Below are 23,773 nucleotides of genomic sequence, written 5' to 3'. Positions count from 1 at the left end.
GAGCGTAATAAAACTCAGAAGGACCTCGCTATGACTCTTCGCCATTGTGTCGCTGTCGATCTCGGCGCATCCAGTGGACGCGTAATGCTGGCGCGTTACGACAGTGAACACCGCACCCTGACGCTGCGTGAAATCCATCGCTTCGTTAACTGTCTGCAAAAAACAGACGGTTTCGACACCTGGGACATCGACAGCCTGGAAAACGACATTCGCCTTGGTCTGAAGAAAGTCTGCGATGAAGGCATTCGGATAGACAGCATCGGAATTGATACCTGGGGCGTGGATTACGTTCTGATCGGCAAAAACGGTCAGCGTGTCGGACTCCCCGTCTCTTATCGCGACAGCCGCACAACGGGCGTTATGGCACATGCCATGGCGCAGCTTGGCAAAAGCGAGATCTATCGCCGTAGCGGTATTCAGTTTCTCCCCTTCAACACCTTGTATCAGCTCCGAGCCCTGACAGAACAACAGCCAGAACGGGTCTCCCAGGTGGCCCATGCCTTGCTGATCCCCGATTACTTCAGCTATCGCCTGACCGGTGAACTGAACTGGGAATACACCAACGCCACAACCACCCAGTTAGTCAATATCAACACCGACGACTGGGATGACACTCTGCTGGCCTGGACCGGTGCAGCAAAATCCTGGTTCGGTCGTCCCACACATCCGGGGAACGTTATCGGCAACTGGATTTGCCCGCAGAAAAATCAAATCCCTGTGGTTGCCGTCGCCAGCCACGACACTGCCAGTGCGGTGATCGCGTCACCGCTGGCCGATCAAAACAGCGCGTATCTCTCTTCAGGCACCTGGTCACTGATGGGGTTTGAGAGCAGAACACCGTATACCAACGATACGGCGCTGGCAGCCAATATCACTAACGAAGGCGGCGCGGAAGGACGCTACCGCGTGCTGAAAAATATCATGGGGCTGTGGCTGCTCCAGCGCGTGTTAAAAGAACGGAACATCACCGACCTGACGGCGCTTATCGCCCAAACGCAAGCCTTACCGGCCTGCCGTTCCCTGATAAACCCTAACGACGACCGCTTTATCAATCCTGACGATATGTGCGCGGAAATTCAGGCGGCATGCCGCGAAGCAGGTCAGGCCGTTCCCACGCAAGACGCTGAACTGGCTCGCTGCATTTTCGACAGCCTGGCATTGCTGTACGCCGACGTCCTGCAGGAACTGGCGGACCTTCGGGGTGAGGCATTCAGCCAATTACATATTGTCGGTGGCGGCTGCCAGAACGCGTTACTCAACCAACTTTGCGCTGATGCTTGCGGTATCCGCGTCATGTCCGGGCCAATTGAAGCCTCTACCCTCGGCAATATTGGCGTTCAACTGATGACGCTGGACGAGCTGAACAACGTCGATGATTTCCGCCAGCTAGTGATAGCCAACTATGACCTGACGACCTTCATTCCAAATCCTGAAAGTGAAATTGCCCGCTACCAGGCGCAGTTTCAATCAATACGACAGACAAAGGAGCTTTGCGCATGACCACTCAACTTGAACAAGCCTGGGAACTGGCAAAACTACGTTTTGCAGCGGTAGGTATCGATGTCGAAGAGGCATTACGCCAGCTCGATCGCCTGCCAGTCTCTATGCACTGCTGGCAGGGCGATGATGTCGCTGGATTCGAAAACCCGGAAGGTTCGCTCACGGGCGGTATTCAGGCTACCGGCAACTATCCGGGCAAAGCGCGTAATGCCGTCGAACTACGTGCCGATCTGGAGCAGGCGCTGAGCCTGATCCCTGGTCCAAAACGTCTGAACCTGCATGCTATCTATCTGGAATCCGATACGCCAGTTGCCCGTGACCAAATCAAACCCGAACACTTTAAAAACTGGGTTGAATGGGCGAAAGCAAACCAGTTAGGCCTGGACTTCAACCCATCCTGTTTCTCTCACCCGCTGAGTGCCGACGGCTTCACGCTGGCACATGCTGACGACAGCATCCGTCAGTTCTGGATTGACCACTGCAAAGCCAGCCGCCGCATTTCGGCCTATTTCGGCGAGCAATTGGGAACACCATCGGTGATGAACATCTGGATCCCGGATGGCATGAAAGACATTACCGTCGACCGTTTGGCTCCGCGTCAGCGCCTGCTGGAAGCGCTGGATGATGTCATCAGCGAAAAACTCGATCCAGCGCATCACATCGATGCCGTGGAGAGCAAACTGTTTGGCATCGGCGCAGAAAGCTACACCGTCGGCTCCAACGAGTTCTACATGGGCTATGCCACCAGCCGCCAGACTGCGCTGTGCCTGGATGCGGGTCACTTCCACCCGACTGAAGTCATTTCCGACAAGATCTCCGCTGCCATGCTGTACGTACCTCGCCTGCTGCTGCACGTCAGCCGTCCGGTACGTTGGGACAGCGACCACGTGGTGTTGCTGGATGATGAAACCCAGGCGATTGCCAGCGAGATCGTCCGCCACAACCTGTTCGACCGTGTACACATCGGTCTCGACTTCTTCGATGCCTCAATCAACCGCATCGCGGCCTGGGTTATTGGCACCCGCAATATGAAAAAAGCCCTGTTGCGTGCGCTGTTAGAGCCGACTGAACAGCTTCGTCAGCTCGAAGCCAGTGGTGACTACACCGCACGTCTGGCCCTGCTGGAAGAGCAGAAATCTCTGCCGTGGCAGGCGGTCTGGGAGATGTATTGCCAGCGTCATGACGCTCCGGCAGACAGCCAGTGGCTGGACAGTGTCCGCGCCTATGAAAAAGAGATTCTGAGTAAACGTAAATAACCCTGATTGCCGGATGGCGCTGCGCTGATCCGGCCTACGGAAACGACATACATCGTAGGCCCGATAAGGCGTAATCCGCCATCGGGCAACAAAACAGACAGGAACACCAAACATGCAGAACATAACCACATCCTGGTTCGTTCAGGGAATGATCAAAGCCACTTCTGATGCCTGGCTGAAAGGCTGGGATGAGCGCAACGGAGGCAACCTGACGCTGCGCCTGGATGAAGCGGATATTGCGCCCTTTACCGCCGATTTCCACAAAGAACCACGTTATATCGCGCTGAGTCAGCCGATGCCGCTGCTGGCGAACACGCCTTTTATCGTCACCGGCTCCGGCAAATTCTTCCGCAACGTCCAGCTCGATCCGGCAGCAAATTTGGGCGTAGTGAAAATCGACAGCGACGGTGCGGGCTATCACATTCTTTGGGGGCTGACCCACGAAGCCGTTCCAACTTCCGAACTGCCAGCTCACTTTCTTTCCCACTGTGAGCGCATTAAAGCCACCCACGGTAAAGACCGGGTGATCATGCACTGCCACGCGACCAACCTGATTGCCCTGACCTACGTGCTGGAAAACACCACCGCGCTGATCACCCGTAAACTGTGGGAAGGCAGCACCGAGTGCCTGGTAGTGTTCCCGGATGGCGTCGGCATTCTGCCGTGGATGGTGCCTGGCACCGATGAAATCGGGCAGGCCACCGCGCAGGAAATGCAAAAGCACTCACTGGTACTGTGGCCGTTCCACGGCGTGTTCGGCAGCGGCCCTACACTCGACGAAGCGTTCGGTTTGATAGATACCGCAGAGAAATCTGCTGAAGTTTTAGTCAAAATTTATTCGATGGGCGGTATGAAGCAAACCATCACGCGTGAAGAGCTGATTGCTCTCGGCAAACGTTTCGGCGTCACCCCGCTTGCCAGCGCATTAGAGCTGTACTGATACCTCCCACCGTAGGCCTGATAAGGCGCGCCAGCGTCGTCATCAGGTAATAACACAATGCCGGATGGCAGTTCGCTTTATCCGGCCTACAGGACATTACTTTTAAGGAGAATATTCATGAGCTTTATGTTGGCACTTCCTAAAATCAGTCTTCACGGCGCAGGGGCAATTGACGACATGGTTAATCTGGTCGCTAACAAGCAATGGGGTAAAGCGCTGATCGTTACCGATGGTCAACTGGTCAAGCTGGGCCTGCTGGATAGCCTGTTTGCCGCGCTTGATACGCATAAAATGTCGTATCACTTATTCGACGAGGTGTTCCCTAACCCAACAGAAGAACTGGTGCAGAAAGGCTTTGCGGCGTATCAGGACGCACAGTGTGATTACATTATCGCTTTCGGCGGCGGCAGCCCAATCGATACCGCCAAAGCGGTGAAAATTCTGACCGCAAACCCTGGTCCGTCTACCGCGTATTCCGGGGTGGGCAAAGTGAAAAATGCGGGCGTACCGCTGGTCGCAATTAACACCACCGCAGGCACAGCGGCAGAAATGACCAGTAATGCGGTGATCATCGATTCCGCGCGCAAGGTCAAAGAGGTCATTATCGATCCGAACATTATTCCTGATATCGCCGTGGATGACGCCAGCGTCATGCTGGAAATTCCGGCCTCTGTCACCGCGGCCACCGGTATGGACGCCCTGACTCATGCGATTGAAGCCTATGTTTCCATCGGCGCGCATCCACTGACCGACGCCAACGCGCTGGAAGCCATTCGCCTGATCAACCTGTGGCTGCCAAAAGCGGTTGACGATGGTCATAACCTCGAAGCGCGTGAACAAATGGCGTTTGGCCAGTACCTGGCGGGCATGGCGTTCAACAGCGCCGGCCTCGGGCTGGTGCATGCGCTGGCACATCAGCCGGGCGCAACGCATAACCTGCCGCACGGCGTTTGCAACGCCATCCTGCTGCCCGTTATCGAAAACTTTAACCGCCCGAACGCCGTGGCTCGCTTTGCTCGCGTAGCGCAGGCAATGGGTGTCGATACCCGAGGGATGAGCGATGAGACCGCAAGCATGGAAGCCATCAACGCTATCCGCGCGTTAAGCAAACGTGTCGGTATTCCTGCTGGGTTTAGTTCGCTTGGCGTCACCAAAGAGGATATCGAAGGCTGGCTGGACAAAGCACTGGCCGATCCGTGTGCACCATGTAATCCGCGCACCGCCAGCCGCGACGAAGTCCGCGAGCTGTATCTGGAGGCGTTATGATCCGCAAAGCCTTTGTGATGCAGGTGAATGCTGATGCACATGAAGAGTATCAGCGTCGTCATAATCCCATCTGGCCGGAACTGGAAGCCGTACTGAAAGCCCACGGCGCACATCACTATGCCATTTATCTCGACCAGGAACGCAATTTACTGTTCGCCACCGTTGAGATTGAGTCCGAAGAGCGCTGGAATGCGGTAGCCAGTACCGACGTTTGTCAGCGCTGGTGGAAGCATATGCGTGACGTAATGCCTGCCAATCCGGACAACAGCCCGGTAAGTGCAGAGCTAAAAGAAGTGTTTTACCTGGAGTGATGTGTACATCGGATGGTGCTTGCGCTTGACCGGCCTACGGCGAATACAGTCCACAGGCCGGATAAGGGTGCAAGCACCATCATCCGGCACAACGTCATTTTGAGATCAGTTCTGCTCTGCCACCAGAATTGCCTGCGTGTCAGGCTCCAGCGCTTTAAAGATATGTTCCTGATCAGCGGGGTAACAAATGTAGTCCCCTTCTGCCAACTCCTCGGGGGCTTCGGTCAGTCCCACCAGCGCCTTGCCCTGCGTCACAATAATGTGCTCGACCGATCCCGGCGGATGCGGGTGAGAAATACGATCTGCTCCCGGTTGTGTCAGCAGCAAATAGATATCCCTTCTTGCACCCGGTGGACAGGCTGCCAGTAAAATCGCCTGATAATGAGCCTGCTCAGCTACCACTTTTGTCCCTTCGCCGCGACGTATCACCTGGGTTTTTTGCTCCAAAGGCTCCAGCAACCGTGCGAAGGGAATATCCAGCGCCACACACAGCGACCACAGCGTTTCCAGGCTAGGATTTCCATTGCCCGCTTCCAGTTGCGAAAGCGTGGATTTTGCAATCCCCGCGCGTCGTGCAATCTCTGCCAGTGACAGACCGGTACGCTGACGTTCGCGCACCAGGCTTTTCGCAATCATACTGATGGGTTGGGTCATACATGACTCCATGTTTTTTATATCGAACGAATCGTTCGACTTGTAAAGCAAATCTGTTACGTTCATTATAATGGAAATTCGTTCGATATAGCCAAAACAGTATGAAACATTATTTTTCCAGTCTTAAAGGCGACACGATAAAAGCAATACTTTTAGTGTGTCTGGCGGTCGGTGTGGTAGGGATGTCTTACGGCTCACTGGCAATGGCTTACGGATTTCCACTTTGGGTACCGTTTGTACTCTCCATTACTGTGCTGGCTGGCGCATCCGAATTTATGTTTATCGGCATTGTCGCCAGCGGGGGTAACCCGCTGGCCGCAGCGGCAGCCGGGCTGCTGGTTAACGCCCGTCACGTCCCGTTTGGCGTTACGGTGCGCGATCTGGTGGGAACACGTGCCGCCAGTTTCCTCGGCTGCCATATCATGAACGATGAAAGCGTGGTGTTTGGCCTGTCGCAAAAAACACCGGAGCAGCGTAAAGCGGCCTACTGGCTGTGCGGTTTGGGCGTCGCCATTATCTGGCCATTGGGCACGCTGCTTGGGGCGATGGTTGGCAAGCTGTTGCCAGCACCAGAAACCATCGGTCTGGACGCCGTGTTTCCCGCCATTCTGCTGGCCTTAGTTGTTCCGGCATTTAAAAACCGCACCACACTGGTCCGCGCCTGTAGCGGTGCTGCGCTGTCGCTCGCCGCCGTACCTTTTGCCCCGGTGGGACTGCCGGTGTTGCTCTCACTGTTTGGCCTACTGACGAGGAAAAAATAATGGGCAACATGACGCTGTTTATCGTCGGTATCGCCATCCTGTCTCTGGGAACGTATCTAATGCGTTTAGGGGGAGCAAAACTGGGTAGCCGCCTGGCGTTCTCCGAGCGTTCCCAGGCGCTGCTTTCAGATGCTGCAACGGTATTACTGTTCTCCGTCGCACTGGCAACCACCTTTTATGAAGGCGAACATTTTGCCGGTATGGCGCGCCTGCTGGGTGTTGGCTTCGCCGTATTTCTCGCCTGGCGTAAGATGCCACTAATTGTGGTGATTATTGCCGCGGCGGTCATGACAGCACTGTTGAGAATGGCAGGAATAAATTGATTCCTCCTTTAACCTGATGACGACAAATTCATCAGGTTAATTTTCCATATGATTATGTGTAGCACCCCGCAAAAACAGTACCCGACTCAGCGGTGTATTGTCACATTTCCCCGACATATTGCCGCTCATCTCTTCACCGTCCCACCGTTAAAATCAAATCAAACAGGTTTTAATGGAGTCTTACCATGGCAGCCCTCACCGCAAACTGTCTTGATCTGAATATTCAGGGCAATAGCGTTTATTCCATTCTAAAGCAGTTCGCAAATATGGCATTTAAGAACGGCTATATCACCGATCGCCCCCTGTTCCTGCAAACGCTGCTGCTACGAGAAAAATTGCATTCCACCGGATTTGGATCGGGTATCGCTGTTCCCCACGGCAAAAGCACCTGCGTGAAGCAGCCCTTCGTTCTGTTTGCGCGTAAATCCGAAAGCGTGGACTGGAAAGCCAGCGACAGTGAGGACGTCAACTGCTGGATATGCCTCGGTGTACCGCAAACCGGCGAAGACTCCCAGGTCCAAATCATCGGCACCCTGTGCCGAAAAATTATCCATCAGGATTTCATCAACCAACTGAAACAGGGCAACGCTGAACAGGTTCTTGCCTTGCTAAATCAGACCTTAACTTCATAAGGAAGCGGCTATGGAGTCATCCTTACGTTTAGTGGCGATCACCAACTGTCCTGCGGGAATCGCCCACACCTACATGGTGGCAGAAGCGCTGGAACAGAAAGCGCAGTCACTTGGTCATACGATTAAAGTCGAAACTCAAGGCTCAAGCGGCGTCGAAAACCGCCTGACCAGCGAAGAAATAGCCGCTGCGGACTACGTGATTCTGGCAACGGGACGCGGCTTAAGCGCCGAAGATCGGGTTCGGTTCTCCGGGAAGAAAGTGTATGAGATCGCTATTTCCCAGGCGTTGAAAAATATCGATCAGATATTCACGCAACTTCCTTCACATTCGCAGCTGTTTACAACAGATAGTGGCATGAAATTAGGTAAACAGGATGTTCAGCAAGGCAGTGTGATGAGTCATCTGATGGCGGGAGTTTCCGCCGCGCTGCCGTTTGTTATTGGCGGCGGTATTCTGGTTGCGCTCGCCAATATGCTGGTGCAGCTCGGTTTACCGTATACCGATATGTCGAAAGGTGCGCCGTCGTTTACCTGGGTAGTCGAGTCTATCGGCTATCTCGGCTTCACCTTTATGATCCCGATTATGGGCGCATACATCGCATGGTCGATTGCTGATAAACCCGCTTTCGCTCCGGCATTTCTGGTTTGCTATCTGGCGAACGATAAAGGATTGCTGGGCACCCAGTCTGGTGCGGGTTTTCTCGGCGCGGTGGTGCTGGGACTGGCGGTCGGCTATTTCGTGCTGTGGTTTCGCAAAGTACGCCTCGGCAAAGCGCTCCAGCCGCTGCTCGGCTCAATGTTGATCCCATTCGTGACTCTGCTGGTGTTTGGGGTATTGACCTGGTATGTCATTGGCCCGGTGATGTCCGACATCATGAGCGGATTACTGCACTTCCTGAACACTATTCCCCCATCAATGAAAATGGGTGCAGCCTTTCTTGTCGGAGCGATGCTGGCATTCGACATGGGCGGACCAATCAACAAAACTGCATGGTTCTTCTGCTTCTCACTCCTGGAAAAACAGATCTACGACTGGTACGCCATCGTCGGTGTAGTGGCACTGATGCCCCCCGTCGCAGCGGGTATCGCTACATATCTGGCGCCTAAACTGTTTACTCAACAGGAGAAGGCCGCCGCCAGTAGTGCGATTGTGGTAGGCGCAACGGTTGCGACTGAACCCGCAATCCCTTACGCGCTGGCCGCACCGTTACCGATGATCACTGCCAATACGCTCTCTGGCGGTATTACTGGCATGCTGGTAATCGCCTTCGGAATCAAACGGCTGGCGCCGGGATTAGGTATCTTTGATCCGCTGATCGGCCTGATGTCGCCGGTTGGGTCGTTTTATCTGGTGCTGGCAATCGGTCTGGCACTGAACATTGCGTTAATCATCATCCTTAAAGGACTGTGGCTCAAACGGAAAGCTAAGGCCGCGCAGCAGGAGCTTGCACATGAACAATGAATTACTTCAGCAGTTATGCGAGGCCAGTGCCGTCAGCGGCGATGAGCAGGAAGTGCGCACCATCCTCATCAATTCGCTAGAGTCCTGCGTGGATGAAATTACCTTTGACGGTCTGGGTAGTTTTGTCGCCCGCAAAGGACATCGGGGACCGAAAGTTGCAATCGTCGGCCATATGGATGAAGTCGGTTTTATGGTGACGCATATCGACGCTAGCGGTTTTCTGCGTTTTACCACTATTGGTGGCTGGTGGAACCAGTCGATGCTCAACCATCGGGTAACCATTCGCACCCGCGAAGGATGTAAAATTCCTGGCATCATTGGCTCCGTAGCGCCCCATGCTTTAACGGAAAAGCAGAAACAACAACCACTGAACTTTGACGAAATGTTCATTGATATTGGTGCGAAAAGTCGTGAGCAGGTGAAAAAACGGGGCATCGCCGTCGGTGATTTCATCAGCCCGGAGGCGAATTTCGCTCGTTGGGGTGAAGATAAAATAGTGGGTAAAGCGCTGGATAATCGCGTCGGTTGCGCTCTGATGGCGGAGCTGTTGCAGACGGTGGATAACCCTGAAATTACCCTGTACGGCGTCGGCAGCGTGGAGGAAGAAGTTGGGCTGCGCGGAGCGCAAACCTCAGCCGAGCACATTAAACCTGACGTGGTGATCGTGCTCGATACCGCCGTCGCGGGCGACGTGCCGGGAATCGACAGCATCAAATACCCGCTGAAACTGGGTGATGGGCCAGGCCTGATGCTGTTTGATAAACGCTATTTCCCTAACCAGAAGTTGGTCGCCGCGTTAAAAGAGAGCGCGGAAAGCAGTGGTGCCCCGTTGCAATTTTGCACCATGAAAACCGGCGCAACGGACGGCGGTCGCTACAACGTGATGGGCGGCGGTCGCCCCGTCGCGGCATTGTGCCTGCCCACCCGCTATCTGCACGCCAACAGCGGCATGATTTCTGCAACAGACTATGACGCCCTGTTTACGCTGGTGCGAGAACTGTTGTGTTCACTGACTGCAGAGAAGGTCGAAGAGTTTACCCACTTTCGCCAGGATATCGATACACGAACTCGTTCGGGTTACATCAAAGCGGCAAATGAATGAATCCACAGGAGCGTACAGGTAGTACGTAACCGGGGTGAATGAATACGGCCAACGCAGAAGCAGCCTGAAAGAGGAAATGTATATGTTGAACGACCGCCAGTTAAAGATCGTGGACATTCTGGAACAGCAGGCCAGCCCGCTTAGCGAGCTGGCACGACAAACTGGCGTTTCGGGCAGAACCATCCTGCGTGATATTGATTACCTTAATTTTACTCTGAGCGGCAAAGCGCGTATCCAGCCAGGTGGCAGCGCGGGATATCAGTTGGATATTGTTGACAGACGTAGCTACTTCCAGCTTCTGCAACGACATGATAATGATGACCGGTTGCTGGCGTTTCTATTACTGAACACCTTCACGACCCGCCTGCAGCTGGCGTCTGCGTTAAACTTACCCGAGACCTGGGTGGCCGACAGATTACCGCGCCTGAAGCAACGCTATGAGCGCACATTTAGCATTTCCAGCCGTCCGGGCGTGGGGCACTTCATTGATGAGCCGGAAGAAAAACGTATTATTCTGCTGGCGAACTTGTTCAAAAAAGACATGTTCCTGATCCCGCTACCAGGCCTCACACATGACAATATTGAACGGCTCAACGTTGCATGTGAAGGCCTCGATGAACTCCCCCTGATATCAGGTGAATACCTCGCCAGCCTGGTACTGGCGGTCTATGCCTTGCGCAATCAGCTCACCGCCTGCTGGCCCGAATGTCGGCATACGTCGCTGAAAAATACCGTGGAACAGAGTGGGATCTACCTGGGAGATAACGCATTCAGAACGCTGAGTGGGTTGCTGGAAATGCAGCAACAGCAAGCCGCGGCGATAACCCCCGGTGCTATAATTTCAGTGCTACAAAAGTTACCGGGCACCACCTCACTCAACATTATCGATAGCCAGTTGGTTGATAACATCACCGGACACTTACTGAGATGTGTTGCAGCACCTGTCTGGATACCTGAACATCGCCAGAGCAGCATGAACAATCTAAAAGCAGTCTGGCCAGCCGCCTTCGATATGAGTTTGCGTTTTATTGCCCTGCTGCGTGAGCAGTTAAATACTCCACTTTTTGATAGTGATCTGACCGGGCTGTATTTTGCCTGCGCACTGGAACGGCATCAAAATGAGCGTCAGCCCATTATGTTGTTATCTGACCAAAATGCGATTGCCACGATTAACCAGCAAGCCATTGAACGGGATGTATTAAATTGCCGGGTAATCATTGCGCGTACGCCTGGCGAACTGAATGCAATTTTCCAGGAAGTAAAACCGTTACTGATCATCAATAACAGCCATTATTTACTTGATGATTCAGTAAAAAATGTCATCACCATTAAAAGCATCATTACCTCGGCAGGAACAGAGCAGATCAAAAACTTTCTTGCCACGGCCTTTATTCGCCAGCAGCCGGAGCGTTTTTTTTCAGCGGCGGGTAGCTTTCATTATCCGAATACACCGGACGAAAGCTGGCGGAGCATTATTGTGAAAATTTGCGCACAGCTCGTGACGCAAGAACATATGACTGATGATGAAGCGCGGCATATCTGCGCTCGTGAGAGCGAAGGTGAAAATCTGATTGTCAACCGGCTGGCGATCCCCCATTGCTGGAGTGAGCAGGAACGCCGCTTTCGCGGTTTTTTTATTACTCTCACCCATTCGGTGCAGGTTAACAACGAACCGGTCAGCCATGTCCTTATCGCATGTGCCGCCGCCGACGCACGGCATGAATTAAAAATCTTCAGTTATCTGGCCAGCGTGCTGTACCGCCATCCAGCCGAAGACATTATCGAATTAACTGGCTATGAAGCATTTATCTCGCTACTAAAAGAGTAACCACAGAAATGAAAAAAGCGCCCTGAGGCGCTCTTTCAACAATGGTCTGCAATATTATTTCAGCAGTTCAGCGGTCATATGCACGCGGTTACCGGTGTATGCCTGAGTAATTTTATAATCGCTGGCACCTGCACGTTCAGCCTGTGCAGCGATTTTTGCTTCAGCGCTGTCCAGTGTAGAACCGGTTGCAGTAACTGATTGAGCAGCGAAAGAACCGAATGAAGTAGCGAGAGCGATAACTGCGACAAAAGTTTTGATGCTTTTCATGATATAAACCCTTTAACTTAGTTGTTTGAATAAGGCACCGTGCCTTGATGTGATAAATAATAGCCCTCACATCACACAACTAAAAGCGGAAGGATTTGCCAGTCTTGTTCAATTTTTTTGAATTTATATCATTCAGCAATCAGACGCTGTGGGTGCGTATAAATTGTCGCCCTACCCGGTTTGCAAAAACCCACCAGCGTCAGGTTACAACGTTCGGCAACTTCAACGGCGAGCGTCGTAGCCGCAGAAACAGCGAACAGGATCTCAACACCACACATCGCTGACTTCTGCACCATCTCATAGCTGGCACGACTGGAAACTAATACCGCCCCCTGCTGCCAACTTTCCCCTTCGATTGCGCGCCGCCCCAGTAATTTATCCAGTGCAACATGGCGGCCAACATCTTCATGCCCGCCCGCCAGAATCCCCGACGGCTGTACCCAGGCCGCCGCATGCGTGCAGCCAGTACGTTGACCTACGGGCTGGAAATCATTCAGATGCGTTAATGCGCGATCGAGGTCCGCCAGATCAAATGTCTGCGTAAACGGCAGAGGCTGGACCGGCTTACCAATGTCATTGAGTTGTTCCACGCCGCAAACGCCGCAGCCAGTGCGACCTGCCAGTGCGCGACGACGCTCCTTCAACCCCATAAAACGGCGGCTGGAGAGTTCAACCTGCACCTCAAGTCCGTTACAGGAAGGAACCACTTCCATCCCGAAGATATCTTGTGGGCTCTCAATAATGCCTTCAGAAAGCGAAAAGCCCAGCGCGAAATGCTCAAGATCTTTCGGTGATGCCATCATCACCACGTGTGAAATCCCGTTGTAAACCAGCGCAACAGGCACTTCTTCAGCCACCTCATCCGGCTGAGGATGTTGCAAATCCTCACGTTTCCAGAGGGTCAACTGACGTGATCCCGTAACAGTCGTCACATTTTGGTTGTTTTCTTGAATAATCTTATTCACTTTCTTTTAACCATATTGGAACACACATACCAACATTGTGGTATTCTTTACAAACCCCTCCTGGACGGAGGGAAATTCACCCAATTCTGGACCTTTGCGGTCCCGTCCGCAAAGAAAAATAACAACCACTTCCCTCGCGTTCGCGTTACAAAAAACGAAGGGAACGTGACAATGTCGAAACAAGGAGCGAACCATGCAGGTCAGCAGAAGGCAGTTCTTTAAGATCTGCGCTGGCGGTATGGCAGGCACCACGGCAGCGGCACTGGGCTTTGCACCCGGCGTAGCGCTAGCGGAAACACGGCAATATAAATTGCTGCGCACCCGCGAAACCCGTAACACCTGCACTTACTGTTCCGTTGGCTGTGGACTGTTAATGTACAGTCTCGGTGACGGAGCAAAAAACGCCAAAGCATCCATCTTCCATATCGAGGGTGATCCGGACCATCCGGTCAACCGTGGTGCGCTTTGCCCTAAAGGGGCCGGTCTGGTGGATTTTATCCATTCCGAAAGCCGCCTCAAATTCCCGGAATACCGCGCGCCTGGCTCCGATAAATGGCAACAAATCAGTTGGGATGAGGCATTTGACCGCATCGCTAAACTGATGAAAGAAGACCGCGACGCAAACTACGTTGCGCAGAACGCCGAAGGCGTTACCGTTAACCGCTGGCTTTCAACCGGGATGCTGTGTGCTTCCGCTTCCAGTAATGAAACCGGCTACTTAACGCAAAAATTCTCTCGCGCGCTCGGTATGCTCGCGGTCGACAACCAGGCGCGTGTCTGACACGGACCAACGGTAGCAAGTCTTGCTCCAACATTTGGTCGCGGTGCGATGACCAACCACTGGGTCGACATCAAAAATGCCAACCTTATCGTGGTGATGGGCGGTAACGCCGCTGAAGCTCACCCGGTCGGATTCCGCTGGGCGATGGAAGCCAAAATTCACAACGGCGCGAAGCTGATTGTGATCGATCCGCGCTTTACGCGAACTGCTGCTGTGGCTGATTTTTATGCCCCAATTCGTTCTGGTACTGACATTGCATTCCTGTCAGGCGTTTTGCTGTACCTGCTGAATAACGAAAAATTTAACCGCGAATACACCGAGGCCTATACCAACGCCAGCCTGATTGTGCGTGAAGATTATGGCTTCGAAGATGGCCTGTTCACCGGCTATGACGCGGATAAACGCAAGTATGATAAAACCAGTTGGAACTACGAGCTGGATGAAAAAGGCTTCGCCAAACGCGATGTCACCCTGCAACATCCGCGCTGTGTCTGGAACCTGCTGAAAAAACACGTTTCCCGCTACACGCCGGACGTCGTAGAAAACATCTGCGGTACGCCGAAAGCCGACTTCCTGAAAGTCTGCGAATATATCGCTGAAACCAGCGTGAAAGATAAAACCGCCTCGTTCCTGTACGCGCTGGGCTGGACACAACACTCCGTTGGTGCGCAGAACATTCGTACCATGGCGATGATCCAGTTGCTGCTTGGCAATATGGGTATGGCTGGCGGCGGTGTTAACGCCCTGCGTGGTCACTCCAACATCCAGGGGCTGACTGACTTAGGTTTGCTGTCACAAAGCCTGCCAGGCTATATGACGCTGCCAAGCGAAAAACAAACCGACCTGCAAACCTACCTTGCTGCTAACACACCAAAACCGTTGCTGGAAGGTCAGGTAAACTACTGGGGCAACTACCCGAAATTCTTCGTTTCGATGATGAAGGCCTTCTTTGGCGATAAAGCGACAGCGGAAAATAGCTGGGGCTTCGATTGGCTGCCGAAGTGGGACAAAGGGTATGACGTTCTGCAGTACTTCGAGATGATGAACCAGGGCAAAGTGAATGGCTACATCTGCCAGGGCTTCAACCCGGTTGCCTCATTCCCTAACAAAAACAAGGTAGTGGCTTCACTGTCGAAACTGAAGTTCCTGGTAACTATCGATCCGCTCAACACCGAAACGTCCACCTTCTGGCAAAACCACGGTGAGTCGAACGATGTTGATCCCTCGAAAATCCAGACTGAAGTTTTCCGCCTGCCGTCCACCTGCTTCGCGGAAGAAAACGGTTCTATCGTTAACTCTGGTCGCTGGCTGCAATGGCACTGGAAAGGTGCGGATGCCCCAGGGATTGCCGCCACTGACGGTGAAATCCTCGCCGGTATCTTCCTGCGTCTGCGTAAAATGTACGCCGAACAGGGCGGCGCAAACCCGGAACAGGTGCTGAGTATGACCTGGAACTACTCCACACCACATGAACCGGCTTCGGAAGAAGTGGCGATGGAGAGTAACGGTAAAGCGTTGGCTGACATCACCGATCCGGCTACCGGCGCGGTTATCGTCAAGAAAGGACAACAGCTTAGCTCGTTTGCCCAGTTGCGCGATGACGGTACGACCTCCAGCGGTTGCTGGATTTTCGCCGGAAGCTGGACGCCGGAAGGCAACCAGATGGCGCGTCGCGATAACGCCGACCCGTCGGGCCTTGGCAATACGCTGGGCTGGGCATGGGCATGGCCGCTCAACCGGCGCATTCTGTATAACCGTGCCTCCGCTGACCCACAGGGTAACCCGTGGGATCCGAAGCGCCAGATCCTGAAATGGGATGGGGCGAAATGGAGCGGGATGGATATTCCGGACTACAGCGCCGCCGCACCTGGCAGCAATGTCGGACCGTTTATCATGCAGCCCGAAGGTATGGGACGTCTGTTTGCTATCGATAAAATGGCAGAAGGCCCATTCCCGGAACACTACGAGCCGTTTGAAACCCCACTGGGGACTAACCCGCTGCACCCGAACGTTATCTCTAACCCTGCCGCCCGTATCTTTAAAGGCGACGAAGAAGCACTGGGGAAAGCAGATAAGTTCCCGTACGTCGGGACAACGTATCGCCTGACCGAGCACTTCCACTACTGGACCAAACATGCGCTGCTGAACGCCATCGCCCAGCCAGAACAGTTTGTAGAAATTGGTGAGAAGCTGGCGAATAAGCTCGGTATATCCCACGGCGATACTGTCAAAGTCTCCTCTAACCGCGGCTACATTAAAGCCAAAGCAGTGGTGACAAAACGCATTCGCACGCTGAAGGCAAACGGTCAGGATATCGACACTATCGGTATTCCTATTCACTGGGGCTACGAAGGCGTGGCGAAAAAAGGCTTTATCGCTAATACGTTAACGCCATTCGTCGGTGATGCGAACACGCAGACACCGGAATTTAAGTCCTTCCTCGTGAACGTGGAAAAGGTGTAACGGAGACGACCTATGGCTTATCAATCGCAAGACATCATTCGTCGTTCCGCCACTAACGGTTTCACGCCCGCGCCTCAGGCGCGGGACCATCAGGAAGAGGTGGCAAAGCTTATCGACGTCACCACCTGCATCGGCTGTAAAGCATGTCAGGTGGCGTGTTCGGAATGGAACGATATCCGTGATGAAGTGGGTAACAACGTTGGGGTATATGACAACCCAGCTGATTTAACCGCCAAATCCTGGACGGTGATGCGTTTCTCGGAAGTGGAACAAGACGACAAACTCGAATGGCTTATCCGTAAGGATGGCTGTATGCACTGCGCCGATCCGGGCTGCCTGAAGGCATGTCCGGCTGAAGGCGCAATCATTCAGTATGCCAACGGTATCGTCGACTTCCAGTCAGAGCAGTGTATTGGCTGCGGTTACTGCATCGCGGGCTGCCCGTTCGACGTGCCACGACTCAACCCGGACGATAACCGCGTCTATAAATGTACGCTGTGCGTTGACCGTGTCGTGGTCGGGCAAGAACCGGCCTGCGTGAAAACCTGCCCAACCGGCGCGATTCATTTCGGTACCAAAGAGTCGATGAAAACGCTGGCAGGCGAGCGCGTGGCGGAGCTGAAAACTCGTGGTTACGACAATGCGGGTCTGTACGATCCAGCGGGTGTTGGCGGTACGCACGTAATGTATGTATTGCACCACGCCGACAAGCCGAATCTGTATCACGGCCTGCCGGAGAACCCGGAAATCAGCGCCACCGTGAAGTTCTGGAAAGGCATCTGGAAACCCCTCGCAGCCGTCGGCTTTGCAGCGACATTTGCGGCCAGTATCTTCCATTACGTCGGTGTCGGTCCGAACCGTGCGGAAGAGGAAGAAGACAATCTGCATGAAGAAAAAGACGAGGTGCGCAAATGAAACGACGTGACACCATCGTGCGCTACACGGCGCCGGAACGCATCAACCACTGGATCACCGCCTTCTGTTTCATCCTGGCGGCAGTGAGCGGGATGGGCTTTCTCTTCCCGTCTTTTAACTGGCTGATGCAAATTATGGGCACTCCACAACTGGCGCGAATTCTGCACCCGTTTGTCGGTGTGATCATGTTTGCCTCGTTTATCATCATGTTTTTCCGTTACTGGCACCACAATCTAATCAATCGGGATGATATCTTTTGGGCGAAGAATATTCGTAAGATCGTCGTCAACGAGGAAGTAGGTGACACGGGACGTTATAACTTCGGCCAGAAATGCGTATTCTGGGCGGCGATTATCTTCCTGGTCCTGTTGCTGGTGAGTGGAGTGGTCATCTGGCGTCCATATTTTGCGCCTGCTTTCTCAATCCCGGTGATCCGATTCGCGTTAATGCTGCATTCATTTGCCGCAGTAGCGTTAATTGTGGTTATCATGGTGCACATTTACGCCGCCCTTTGGGTGAAAGGCACCATTACCGCGATGGTGGAAGGATGGGTCACCAGTTCATGGGCGAAGAAACATCACCCACGCTGGTACCGTGAAGTCCGCCAGAAACAGGAAAAGTCATCTGAATGAGTATTCGCATAATCCCGCAAGATGAGCTGGAGAAGAGCGATAAACGCACGGCGGATATGATTCCGCCGTTATTATTCCCCAGGCTCAAAAATTTGTATAACCGCCGTGCTGAACGTCTGCGCGAGCTGGCTGAAAACAACCCGCTGGGTGATTACCTGCGCTTTGCCGCGCTGATCGCCCATGCACAGGAAGTGGTGCTGTACGACCATCCGCTGCAGATAGACCTGACCGCACGCATCAAAGAAGCAAACGATCAGGGCAAGCCGCCGCTGGATATCCACGTCCTTCCACGCGATAAGCACTGGCAAAAGCTGCTGCAATCGTTAATTGCTGAGCTGAAACCGGAAATGAGCGGTCCAGCTTTAGCAGTGATCGAGAATCTGGAAAAAGCCTCAGAGCAAGAGCTGGAACTGATGGCCAGTGCGCTGTTTGCTTCTGATTTTGCGTCTGTCAGCAGCGATAAAGCGCCGTTCATCTGGGCCGCTCTGTCACTCTACTGGGCACAAATGGCAAGCCTGATCCCCGGAAAAGCGCGTGCAGAATACGGTGAACAACGCCAGTTCTGCCCAGTGTGCGGTTCGATGCCAGTTTCCAGTATGGTGCAAATTGGTACCACTCAGGGGCTGCGCTATCTGCACTGCAACTTGTGTGAAACCGAGTGGCACGTCGTGCGCGTGAAGTGCAGCAACTGCGAGCAAAGCCGTGATTTGAACTACTGGTCACTGGATAACGAGCAGTCAGCTATTAAAGCTGAAAGCTGTGGCGACTGCGGAACTTACCTGAAGATTTTATATCAGGAAAAAGACCCTAAAGTAGAAGCTGTTGCCGACGACCTCGCCTCACTGATGCTGGATGCGCACATGGAACAAGAGGGTTTTGCCCGCAGTTCCATCAACCCGTTCCTGTTTCCGGGAGAGGGAGAGTAAATTCTCTGTTGTACCGGGCGGCGTAAGTCGCCCAAGTTACCATTCGTATGGCGTCGTCACGCCCGGTATTCCGGCAAAGTCCCTGGTGTTACGCGTGACCAGTTCAAGGCGATGAACCTGCGCTGTCGCCAGAATAATGGCATCCGGAAGTTTCATTCCATACTCTTGGCGCAAAGCAACACTTCGCTCGGCAATTTCCTGCGATACACCGATAACATTAAATGCGCTCATCGCAACGCGCGTGCGGTGCTCCTGATTGTACTTTTTGGCACCAACCATCACTTCCATCCAGGTAATAAGGCTAATCGCATTCTGCGGCGGCCATGCATCTAACGCTTGTTTTGCTTCGCACCGCCCGCTGAATAAGTCGATTAAAATATTGGTGTCAAAAAGTGCCGATCCATTAGCCATTACCACTCCTCACGCAGTTTGCGCTGGTATTCCACACCGTCTTCTTCACAGCCCTGCCATAAGCCAAGTGCGCTAGAAATCGTGGTTTCTGCCTGCTCCTGTCTTTCCAGATATTGCTCAACCGCCTCTCGCAACAGTTCCGCGCGGGGAAGATTGCGCTGCACTTTGAGATCGTCCAGTCGTTTAATCACTTCATCTGATAAATCGAGTAAAATTCGGCCCATACCAAGTCCAACCATCACGCTCATATATATCTCCAGTATATCACTCAAGATTAAAACACGAGCAATTTATACCCGGTAAATTCTAAAGAGAAGAGCTCTGCGAGTGGTTAATTTACTTTTGCGAGCCGCTTTCCAGAATCACTGTCCAGACAAAATTCTCCATTTTCTTTTGCTAATATCCAGGCTATAACACTGTATATTCACACAGGTTAAAGACAAAAAAATGGCACTGGAAAATGGAATTGCACAGCTGGTTGAAGAGTTTATTGCAGCGGGTCGCCCTTCTTCACGCACACAGAGTATTGATGACCGGAGAGCAGGGTACATCGCCAGCACCGTGCTCGCCGGGGAAACAGAAACCCACGTACAGGTTGAAGATATTGAACTCGATGCCATGACATTTCGCGTCGTTTCGCCGCCCGGCGTCTCGGGTTTACTGCCCTGCGTCATCTATTATCATGGTGGTTGCTTTGTCAGCGGTGGATTTACGACACATGATAACCAACTGAGGCAACTTGCCTGGTACAGCGGCTGCCGGGTGATTGCGGTGAAGTACCGCCTTGCGCCAGAACACCCTTTCCCGGCAGCACATGATGATGCCGAAAGAGGGTCTAATATCATCTGGAAGTATGCCGAGAAACTGGGTGTAGACCGCAATAACATCACGCTTACTGGCGATAGCGCGGGCGGGCATCTGGCGCTGGTCACCGCACTACGCCTGAAAGCCAAAAATATCTGGCAACCCGCCAAGCTTATTCTGATTTACCCAATGCTGGATGCAACCGCCAGGTTTGAGAGTTATACCCGTAATGGGCAGGATTACATCATTACTCGCGACACGCTGCTGTCTGGCTATGAGATGTATTTGTCGCATACCGATCCTCTCCACCCTGAGGCCAGCCCATTGTGGCGGGATGATTTCAACGGTTTACCACCCACACACATCATTACCGCTGAATTTGACCCACTACGCGATGAAGGTGAAGCCTTGTATCAACGGTTCCTGGAGCAAGGTGTAGAGTGCACCTGCCAGCGTTATTTCGGTGTCATCCACGGTTTTTTTCAGCTTGCAGGTATTAGCCATGCGGCACGCAATGCTATACGTGACGTGGCCTGGAGAGTGGGATACCTTCAATGATGCAGTAAAAACTATTTCTTTGTGAAGCCAAAGGTGCAGCGAAGCCGAGCATCACAAGGCGCTCGCAGCACCCTGTAATTTTCCGGCAGACGCGTTCATCGAATAAAAAGGAATCCCTTTCTGATTACTCTTCCTCGTTGCCGCCCTCTTCCAGCGGTCCGAAGGGTTTCGCAGGCAACACGATGTACGTGCCTTCAAATACCACGCCCGCCGTATCATCGCCAAACAGCTCTACCTGCATCTGAACTCGCGCCTTGCGGCCTCTCGCCAGACGGTCGAGGTCTCCACTCAGTGAGCCCAGATCAGCGATGGCAGTGGGTTTCCCGGTGATAGGCCTGCTGTATCGGATATGTGCGTCGGCGAGGATAATTGTCCCGCCCAGATGGCGCTCGCGTAACATCAACCAGATGAGTCCCCAACCGGTTAATGTCGCCAGTGAAAACAGGCTTCCCGCGAACAAGGTATGGTGAGGATTTTGATTGCCGGTCTCGGGCATCGTCGTAATAAATTTTTGCCCGGTATACTGCTGAATACGCACACCCATCTTCTCACTCAACGGAATATGCTCGTACCAGGCTTGCTGTAACTGCCCACACCAGTCACCACGATGGAGAATATCATCCAGCGTAGCTATGGGTTTAATCATCAAAAAGTGGCGCACTGGCGTGGTCTGCGGCGTGGTAATTTCTCCCTGACTCACAAATCCCAGCTTGGCGAAAAATTCGACTGCGTCTTCACGGGCGCTGCAGGTTACGCGCTTAACGCCTTCCTGACGCGCCACGGACTCGAGGGTCATCGCCATTAGCGTTCCCAGTCCCTTCTCCTGTACTGACGGATCAACCGCCATAAAGCGTATAGAGGCTTCGTTATCCGCGTTGATGTACAGACGGCCTACAGCAACTAGATTACCCTCTTCATCCACCACCATCTGGTGATGAGCCATGGCATCCCAGGCATCCCGTTCTGAGCCTTTTGGCTGGTGCAGCGGTTTACGCAGCATCTCCCAGCGGAACTGGTAGTAACGCTCCAGTTCTTCTTCTGTTTGCGGTACTCGAAGGTGATACATAGTTGTATTCTCTCTTGTTACCCGCGACCACGCCGGAAGCTGGTTCATACCTGTAACCAGAACGTCACGGGGCCATCATTAACCAGTGAAACCTGCATATCAGCAGCGAATCGTCCGGTCTGCGTGTTCATTTCCTGCTGACGGCAGCGCTCAACGAAGTACTCGTACAGCGCCTCTGCCCGATCGGGTGCCGCACCCTTTGAAAATCCGGGGCGCATACCGCGTTCGGTATCTGCCGCCAGCGTAAACTGTGATACCACCAGCACACTGCCACCGGCCTGCTGCACGTTCAGATTCATCTTACCTTCGGAATCACTAAAAATTCGATATCCGAGCACGCGTTCACACAGGCGGTTCGCTTTCTGTTCGTCATCATCCTTTTCGACACCTAATAAGACCAAAAGTCCTGGGCCGATTTCACCCGTCACCTCGCCCTCCACGGTGACGCTGGCACGGGTTACGCGCTGAATTAATGCAATCATGGTTGCTCTGCTTCTTCTTGTTCTGCGGCTTGTTTAAGTTTGCGGTATTCCCCGAGAGTGACAGTTATTTCCGCGCCTAGCAAGACGATACACCACGTCCAGTACACCCAGACAAATAAAATGGGGATCACCGCCAGGACACCGTAAATAAGCTGATAAGACGGGAACATAGTGATGTAGAGCGCAAATCCTTTTTTCCCGGCTTCGAACAAAACGGCGGCGACAAATGCCCCGATCACCGCATCGCGATTGGGTACGCGCGTCGTGGGTACGATGCTGTAAAGCAGCCAGAATGAGAGCCAGGAGAGCACCAACGGAAAAATGCGCAGTACATCATCAATGACTGAGTTGAGATCGCTGGCCCAGCGAAGTGACAACAGATACGAACTGATTGCCAGGCTGGCCCCTGCCAACAGCGGACCCAACGTTAAAATCATCCAGTAGACAGCAAAAGAATACACTTTAGGCCGTGTACGCTTGCTACGCCAGATGGTATTCAACGCGCTGTCTATGGCATACATCAGCAATAGCGACGTCACAATCAGCCCACACGCGCCAACAGCCGTCATTTTGTTTGAGTTTGCGACAAACTGTTCGATATAACGCTGAATGACATCACCTGTCGCCGGGATAAAATTAGCAAAAATAAAATGCCGTAGCTGAATGCTGACGTCAGAAAACATCGGAAATGCGGCGAAAAGAGCAAAAACAACGGCGATAAGCGGCACTAATGAGAGCAATGAAACGTAGGCAAGATTTCCTGCCAGCGTCGTCATATTGTCCTCATCAATGCGATGCCATAATAGCTTAAGCCAGGCCCATACAGGACGCGTATGATGCCGGGCTTTTTGGTGTACATTTTTTAGCATAACAACTTCGCGAAATAGTCAGGAATGGTCGTTTTATCGACGACCTGGATACTGGTGATGCCTAGCCGGTTAGCCCCTTCAATATTATCGGCGTTGTCATCAAAAAAGACCGCATCCGCAGCGGAAAAACCTTCAGACTGCAGGACATGCTGGTAAATCCGCGCTTCCGGTTTACGCATGCCGAGTTCCTGGGAAAGATAAATATGGTCAGCAGCCTGACGAACTTCAGGATACTCATCCGGCCAAAACGTCGTGTGCAAGCGGTTGGTATTCGAGAGCACGACCACGCGATGCCCTTGCTCACGCAGTTTATGCATAATGTCGATCACTTCAGGTCGTAATGCGACGAAAACAGCCTGCCAGCCATGAGAGAACTGCTCATAACTCAACGGAAGCGCCATGTCATGGCACAGAGCCTCGGCAAAGGCCTCATCCGTTATTTCACCCCGTTCATGCTGGTGAAAAGCATCTCCCATGGTAAAACTTTGCTTCAACGAAGCCAGCGGTACACGACTCAGATCGCTCCATGTACCTAACACGCGATTGAAGTCGATATCGACAATCACATTACCCAAATCAAAGATATAGAGCATGCCCTT

General features: G+C 53.0%; 25 protein-coding genes. 16 read left to right on the top strand and 9 right to left on the bottom strand.

Annotated features, from left to right (window positions below; all coding sequences use genetic code 11):
• Positions 1-30 precede the first annotated feature (30 nt).
• The 5 genes from rhaB (at position 31) to rhaM (ending at position 5,273) form a co-directional block, all read left to right on the top strand.
• Complete coding sequence (rhaB, locus tag SK36_RS22505) at positions 31-1,500, top strand: rhamnulokinase (RefSeq protein ID WP_045449269.1); 1,470 nt, start codon at positions 31-33, stop codon at positions 1,498-1,500.
• Positions 1,497-2,756 carry an L-rhamnose isomerase gene (rhaA, locus tag SK36_RS22500; protein WP_048223370.1) on the top strand — a complete coding sequence of 420 codons (1,260 nt, stop codon included), beginning with the start codon at positions 1,497-1,499 and terminating at the stop codon, positions 2,754-2,756. The genes rhaB and rhaA overlap by 4 nt, the downstream gene beginning before the upstream one ends.
• 112 nt (positions 2,757-2,868) lie before the next feature.
• Complete coding sequence (gene rhaD, locus SK36_RS22495; RefSeq protein ID WP_045449266.1) at positions 2,869-3,696, top strand: rhamnulose-1-phosphate aldolase; 828 nt, start codon at positions 2,869-2,871, stop codon at positions 3,694-3,696.
• 117 nt (positions 3,697-3,813) lie between these two features.
• Positions 3,814-4,962 (top strand): lactaldehyde reductase, encoded by a 1,149-nt coding sequence (gene fucO / locus SK36_RS22490; RefSeq protein WP_048223367.1) that lies wholly within the window; start codon positions 3,814-3,816, stop codon positions 4,960-4,962.
• Entirely contained in the window at positions 4,959-5,273 is a 315-nt protein-coding gene (rhaM, locus tag SK36_RS22485; RefSeq protein WP_045449257.1) for an L-rhamnose mutarotase, read from the top strand. Before fucO ends, rhaM begins: the two co-directional genes overlap by 4 nt.
• 105 nt (positions 5,274-5,378) lie before the next feature.
• Here rhaM and SK36_RS22480 read toward each other — a convergent pair whose 3' ends face one another.
• Positions 5,379-5,927 carry a helix-turn-helix domain-containing protein gene (locus tag SK36_RS22480; RefSeq protein WP_045449256.1) on the bottom strand — a complete coding sequence of 183 codons (549 nt, stop codon included), beginning with the start codon at positions 5,925-5,927 and terminating at the stop codon, positions 5,379-5,381.
• A gap of 101 nt (positions 5,928-6,028) precedes the next feature.
• Between SK36_RS22480 and SK36_RS22475 the strand changes: the two genes are divergently transcribed.
• From SK36_RS22475 to SK36_RS22450, 6 genes are all read left to right on the top strand, one after another.
• Positions 6,029-6,688: an AzlC family ABC transporter permease gene (locus SK36_RS22475; protein ID WP_045449254.1), complete on the top strand. Its 660-nt coding sequence runs from the start codon at positions 6,029-6,031 to the stop codon at positions 6,686-6,688.
• Positions 6,688-7,011 (top strand): AzlD domain-containing protein, encoded by a 324-nt coding sequence (locus SK36_RS22470; protein ID WP_048223363.1) that lies wholly within the window; start codon positions 6,688-6,690, stop codon positions 7,009-7,011. The genes SK36_RS22475 and SK36_RS22470 overlap by 1 nt, the downstream gene beginning before the upstream one ends.
• Positions 7,012-7,196: 185 nt before the next feature.
• Positions 7,197-7,643: a PTS fructose transporter subunit IIA gene (locus SK36_RS22465; RefSeq protein WP_045449250.1), complete on the top strand. Its 447-nt coding sequence runs from the start codon at positions 7,197-7,199 to the stop codon at positions 7,641-7,643.
• Positions 7,644-7,653: 10 nt separating this feature from the next.
• A complete protein-coding gene (locus SK36_RS22460; protein ID WP_045449249.1) occupies positions 7,654-9,105 on the top strand; it encodes a PTS fructose-like transporter subunit IIBC in 1,452 nt (483 codons plus the stop codon).
• On the top strand, positions 9,095-10,207 hold the full coding sequence (locus tag SK36_RS22455; protein WP_048223359.1) for an aminopeptidase: 1,113 nt from the start codon (positions 9,095-9,097) through the stop codon (positions 10,205-10,207). The genes SK36_RS22460 and SK36_RS22455 overlap by 11 nt, the downstream gene beginning before the upstream one ends.
• An 82-nt stretch (positions 10,208-10,289) precedes the next feature.
• Positions 10,290-12,035: a putative frv operon regulatory protein gene (locus SK36_RS22450; protein ID WP_045449245.1), complete on the top strand. Its 1,746-nt coding sequence runs from the start codon at positions 10,290-10,292 to the stop codon at positions 12,033-12,035.
• A 54-nt stretch (positions 12,036-12,089) separates the two neighbouring features.
• On the opposite strand, the gene SK36_RS22445 is transcribed toward SK36_RS22450, so the two are convergent.
• Positions 12,090-12,302 carry a YdgH/BhsA/McbA-like domain containing protein gene (locus SK36_RS22445; protein WP_045449244.1) on the bottom strand — a complete coding sequence of 71 codons (213 nt, stop codon included), beginning with the start codon at positions 12,300-12,302 and terminating at the stop codon, positions 12,090-12,092.
• Positions 12,303-12,430: 128 nt separating this feature from the next.
• Complete coding sequence (fdhD, locus tag SK36_RS22440) at positions 12,431-13,267, bottom strand: formate dehydrogenase accessory sulfurtransferase FdhD (protein WP_045449242.1); 837 nt, start codon at positions 13,265-13,267, stop codon at positions 12,431-12,433.
• Positions 13,268-13,460: 193 nt separating this feature from the next.
• Between fdhD and fdnG the strand changes: the two genes are divergently transcribed.
• Genes fdnG through fdhE form a run of 4 tightly spaced genes read left to right on the top strand, consistent with a single transcriptional unit; the run spans position 13,461 to position 18,984 of the window.
• Positions 13,461-16,511 (top strand): formate dehydrogenase-N subunit alpha, encoded by a 3,051-nt coding sequence (fdnG, locus tag SK36_RS22430; protein ID WP_136345561.1) that lies wholly within the window; start codon positions 13,461-13,463, stop codon positions 16,509-16,511.
• Between the two features lie 12 nt (positions 16,512-16,523).
• On the top strand, positions 16,524-17,426 hold the full coding sequence (gene fdoH, locus SK36_RS22425) for a formate dehydrogenase O subunit beta (protein ID WP_045449238.1): 903 nt from the start codon (positions 16,524-16,526) through the stop codon (positions 17,424-17,426).
• Entirely contained in the window at positions 17,423-18,058 is a 636-nt protein-coding gene (fdoI, locus tag SK36_RS22420) for a formate dehydrogenase cytochrome b556 subunit (RefSeq protein ID WP_045449236.1), read from the top strand. Before fdoH ends, fdoI begins: the two co-directional genes overlap by 4 nt.
• Positions 18,055-18,984 (top strand): formate dehydrogenase accessory protein FdhE, encoded by a 930-nt coding sequence (gene fdhE, locus SK36_RS22415; protein ID WP_045449235.1) that lies wholly within the window; start codon positions 18,055-18,057, stop codon positions 18,982-18,984. The genes fdoI and fdhE overlap by 4 nt, the downstream gene beginning before the upstream one ends.
• 36 nt (positions 18,985-19,020) lie before the next feature.
• Here fdhE and SK36_RS22410 read toward each other — a convergent pair whose 3' ends face one another.
• Together SK36_RS22410 and SK36_RS22405 are read right to left on the bottom strand one after the other, a co-directional pair.
• On the bottom strand, positions 19,021-19,395 hold the full coding sequence (locus SK36_RS22410; RefSeq protein WP_048223353.1) for a type II toxin-antitoxin system VapC family toxin: 375 nt from the start codon (positions 19,393-19,395) through the stop codon (positions 19,021-19,023).
• Positions 19,395-19,643: a ribbon-helix-helix domain-containing protein gene (locus SK36_RS22405; protein WP_048223351.1), complete on the bottom strand. Its 249-nt coding sequence runs from the start codon at positions 19,641-19,643 to the stop codon at positions 19,395-19,397. The genes SK36_RS22410 and SK36_RS22405 overlap by 1 nt, the downstream gene beginning before the upstream one ends.
• Before the next feature lie 199 nt (positions 19,644-19,842).
• Here SK36_RS22405 and SK36_RS22400 point away from each other — a divergent pair, with 199 nt between their 5' ends.
• Complete coding sequence (locus tag SK36_RS22400) at positions 19,843-20,757, top strand: alpha/beta hydrolase (RefSeq protein WP_048223348.1); 915 nt, start codon at positions 19,843-19,845, stop codon at positions 20,755-20,757.
• 124 nt (positions 20,758-20,881) lie between these two features.
• Here the strand turns inward: SK36_RS22400 and fabY are convergent, their stop codons facing one another.
• From fabY to yihX, 4 genes are read right to left on the bottom strand one after another with little or no spacing between them, the layout of a single operon-like run.
• Entirely contained in the window at positions 20,882-21,823 is a 942-nt protein-coding gene (gene fabY, locus SK36_RS22395; protein WP_045449228.1) for a fatty acid biosynthesis protein FabY, read from the bottom strand.
• A gap of 44 nt (positions 21,824-21,867) precedes the next feature.
• Positions 21,868-22,305 (bottom strand): D-aminoacyl-tRNA deacylase, encoded by a 438-nt coding sequence (gene dtd / locus SK36_RS22390; protein WP_045449226.1) that lies wholly within the window; start codon positions 22,303-22,305, stop codon positions 21,868-21,870.
• Positions 22,302-23,174 (bottom strand): virulence factor BrkB family protein, encoded by an 873-nt coding sequence (locus SK36_RS22385; RefSeq protein WP_048223346.1) that lies wholly within the window; start codon positions 23,172-23,174, stop codon positions 22,302-22,304. The genes dtd and SK36_RS22385 overlap by 4 nt, the downstream gene beginning before the upstream one ends.
• The gene (gene yihX, locus SK36_RS22380) at positions 23,168-23,767 is read right to left on the bottom strand and encodes a glucose-1-phosphatase (protein ID WP_048223344.1); all 600 of its coding nucleotides are present in this window, start codon (positions 23,765-23,767) and stop codon (positions 23,168-23,170) included. The genes SK36_RS22385 and yihX overlap by 7 nt, the downstream gene beginning before the upstream one ends.
• Positions 23,768-23,773 lie beyond the last annotated feature (6 nt).

The organism is Citrobacter sp. MGH106 (assembly GCF_001037495.1).
Lineage (GTDB): Bacteria > Pseudomonadota > Gammaproteobacteria > Enterobacterales > Enterobacteriaceae > Citrobacter > Citrobacter murliniae.
The sequence above is the reverse complement of the archived record's forward strand: the minus strand, read 5'-3'. Positions and strand labels throughout refer to the sequence as shown.

Bases quoted from the DNA above. Each gene is read 5' to 3' on its own strand.
- rhaB (WP_045449269.1), top strand. From the start codon at position 31: ATGACTCTTCGCCATTGTGTCGCTGTCGATCTCGGCGCATCCAGTGGA.
- rhaA (WP_048223370.1), top strand. From the start codon at position 1,497: ATGACCACTCAACTTGAACAAGCCTGGGAACTGGCAAAACTACGTTTT.
- rhaD (WP_045449266.1), top strand. From the start codon at position 2,869: ATGCAGAACATAACCACATCCTGGTTCGTTCAGGGAATGATCAAAGCC.
- fucO (WP_048223367.1), top strand. From the start codon at position 3,814: ATGAGCTTTATGTTGGCACTTCCTAAAATCAGTCTTCACGGCGCAGGG.
- rhaM (WP_045449257.1), top strand. From the start codon at position 4,959: ATGATCCGCAAAGCCTTTGTGATGCAGGTGAATGCTGATGCACATGAA.
- SK36_RS22480 (WP_045449256.1), bottom strand. From the start codon at position 5,927: ATGACCCAACCCATCAGTATGATTGCGAAAAGCCTGGTGCGCGAACGT.
- SK36_RS22475 (WP_045449254.1), top strand. From the start codon at position 6,029: ATGAAACATTATTTTTCCAGTCTTAAAGGCGACACGATAAAAGCAATA.
- SK36_RS22470 (WP_048223363.1), top strand. From the start codon at position 6,688: ATGGGCAACATGACGCTGTTTATCGTCGGTATCGCCATCCTGTCTCTG.
- SK36_RS22465 (WP_045449250.1), top strand. From the start codon at position 7,197: ATGGCAGCCCTCACCGCAAACTGTCTTGATCTGAATATTCAGGGCAAT.
- SK36_RS22460 (WP_045449249.1), top strand. From the start codon at position 7,654: ATGGAGTCATCCTTACGTTTAGTGGCGATCACCAACTGTCCTGCGGGA.
- SK36_RS22455 (WP_048223359.1), top strand. From the start codon at position 9,095: ATGAACAATGAATTACTTCAGCAGTTATGCGAGGCCAGTGCCGTCAGC.
- SK36_RS22450 (WP_045449245.1), top strand. From the start codon at position 10,290: ATGTTGAACGACCGCCAGTTAAAGATCGTGGACATTCTGGAACAGCAG.
- SK36_RS22445 (WP_045449244.1), bottom strand. From the start codon at position 12,302: ATGAAAAGCATCAAAACTTTTGTCGCAGTTATCGCTCTCGCTACTTCA.
- fdoH (WP_045449238.1), top strand. From the start codon at position 16,524: ATGGCTTATCAATCGCAAGACATCATTCGTCGTTCCGCCACTAACGGT.
- fdoI (WP_045449236.1), top strand. From the start codon at position 17,423: ATGAAACGACGTGACACCATCGTGCGCTACACGGCGCCGGAACGCATC.
- fdhE (WP_045449235.1), top strand. From the start codon at position 18,055: ATGAGTATTCGCATAATCCCGCAAGATGAGCTGGAGAAGAGCGATAAA.
- SK36_RS22410 (WP_048223353.1), bottom strand. From the start codon at position 19,395: ATGGCTAATGGATCGGCACTTTTTGACACCAATATTTTAATCGACTTA.
- SK36_RS22405 (WP_048223351.1), bottom strand. From the start codon at position 19,643: ATGAGCGTGATGGTTGGACTTGGTATGGGCCGAATTTTACTCGATTTA.
- SK36_RS22400 (WP_048223348.1), top strand. From the start codon at position 19,843: ATGGCACTGGAAAATGGAATTGCACAGCTGGTTGAAGAGTTTATTGCA.
- fabY (WP_045449228.1), bottom strand. From the start codon at position 21,823: ATGTATCACCTTCGAGTACCGCAAACAGAAGAAGAACTGGAGCGTTAC.
- dtd (WP_045449226.1), bottom strand. From the start codon at position 22,305: ATGATTGCATTAATTCAGCGCGTAACCCGTGCCAGCGTCACCGTGGAG.
- SK36_RS22385 (WP_048223346.1), bottom strand. From the start codon at position 23,174: ATGCTAAAAAATGTACACCAAAAAGCCCGGCATCATACGCGTCCTGTA.
- yihX (WP_048223344.1), bottom strand. From the start codon at position 23,767: ATGCTCTATATCTTTGATTTGGGTAATGTGATTGTCGATATCGACTTC.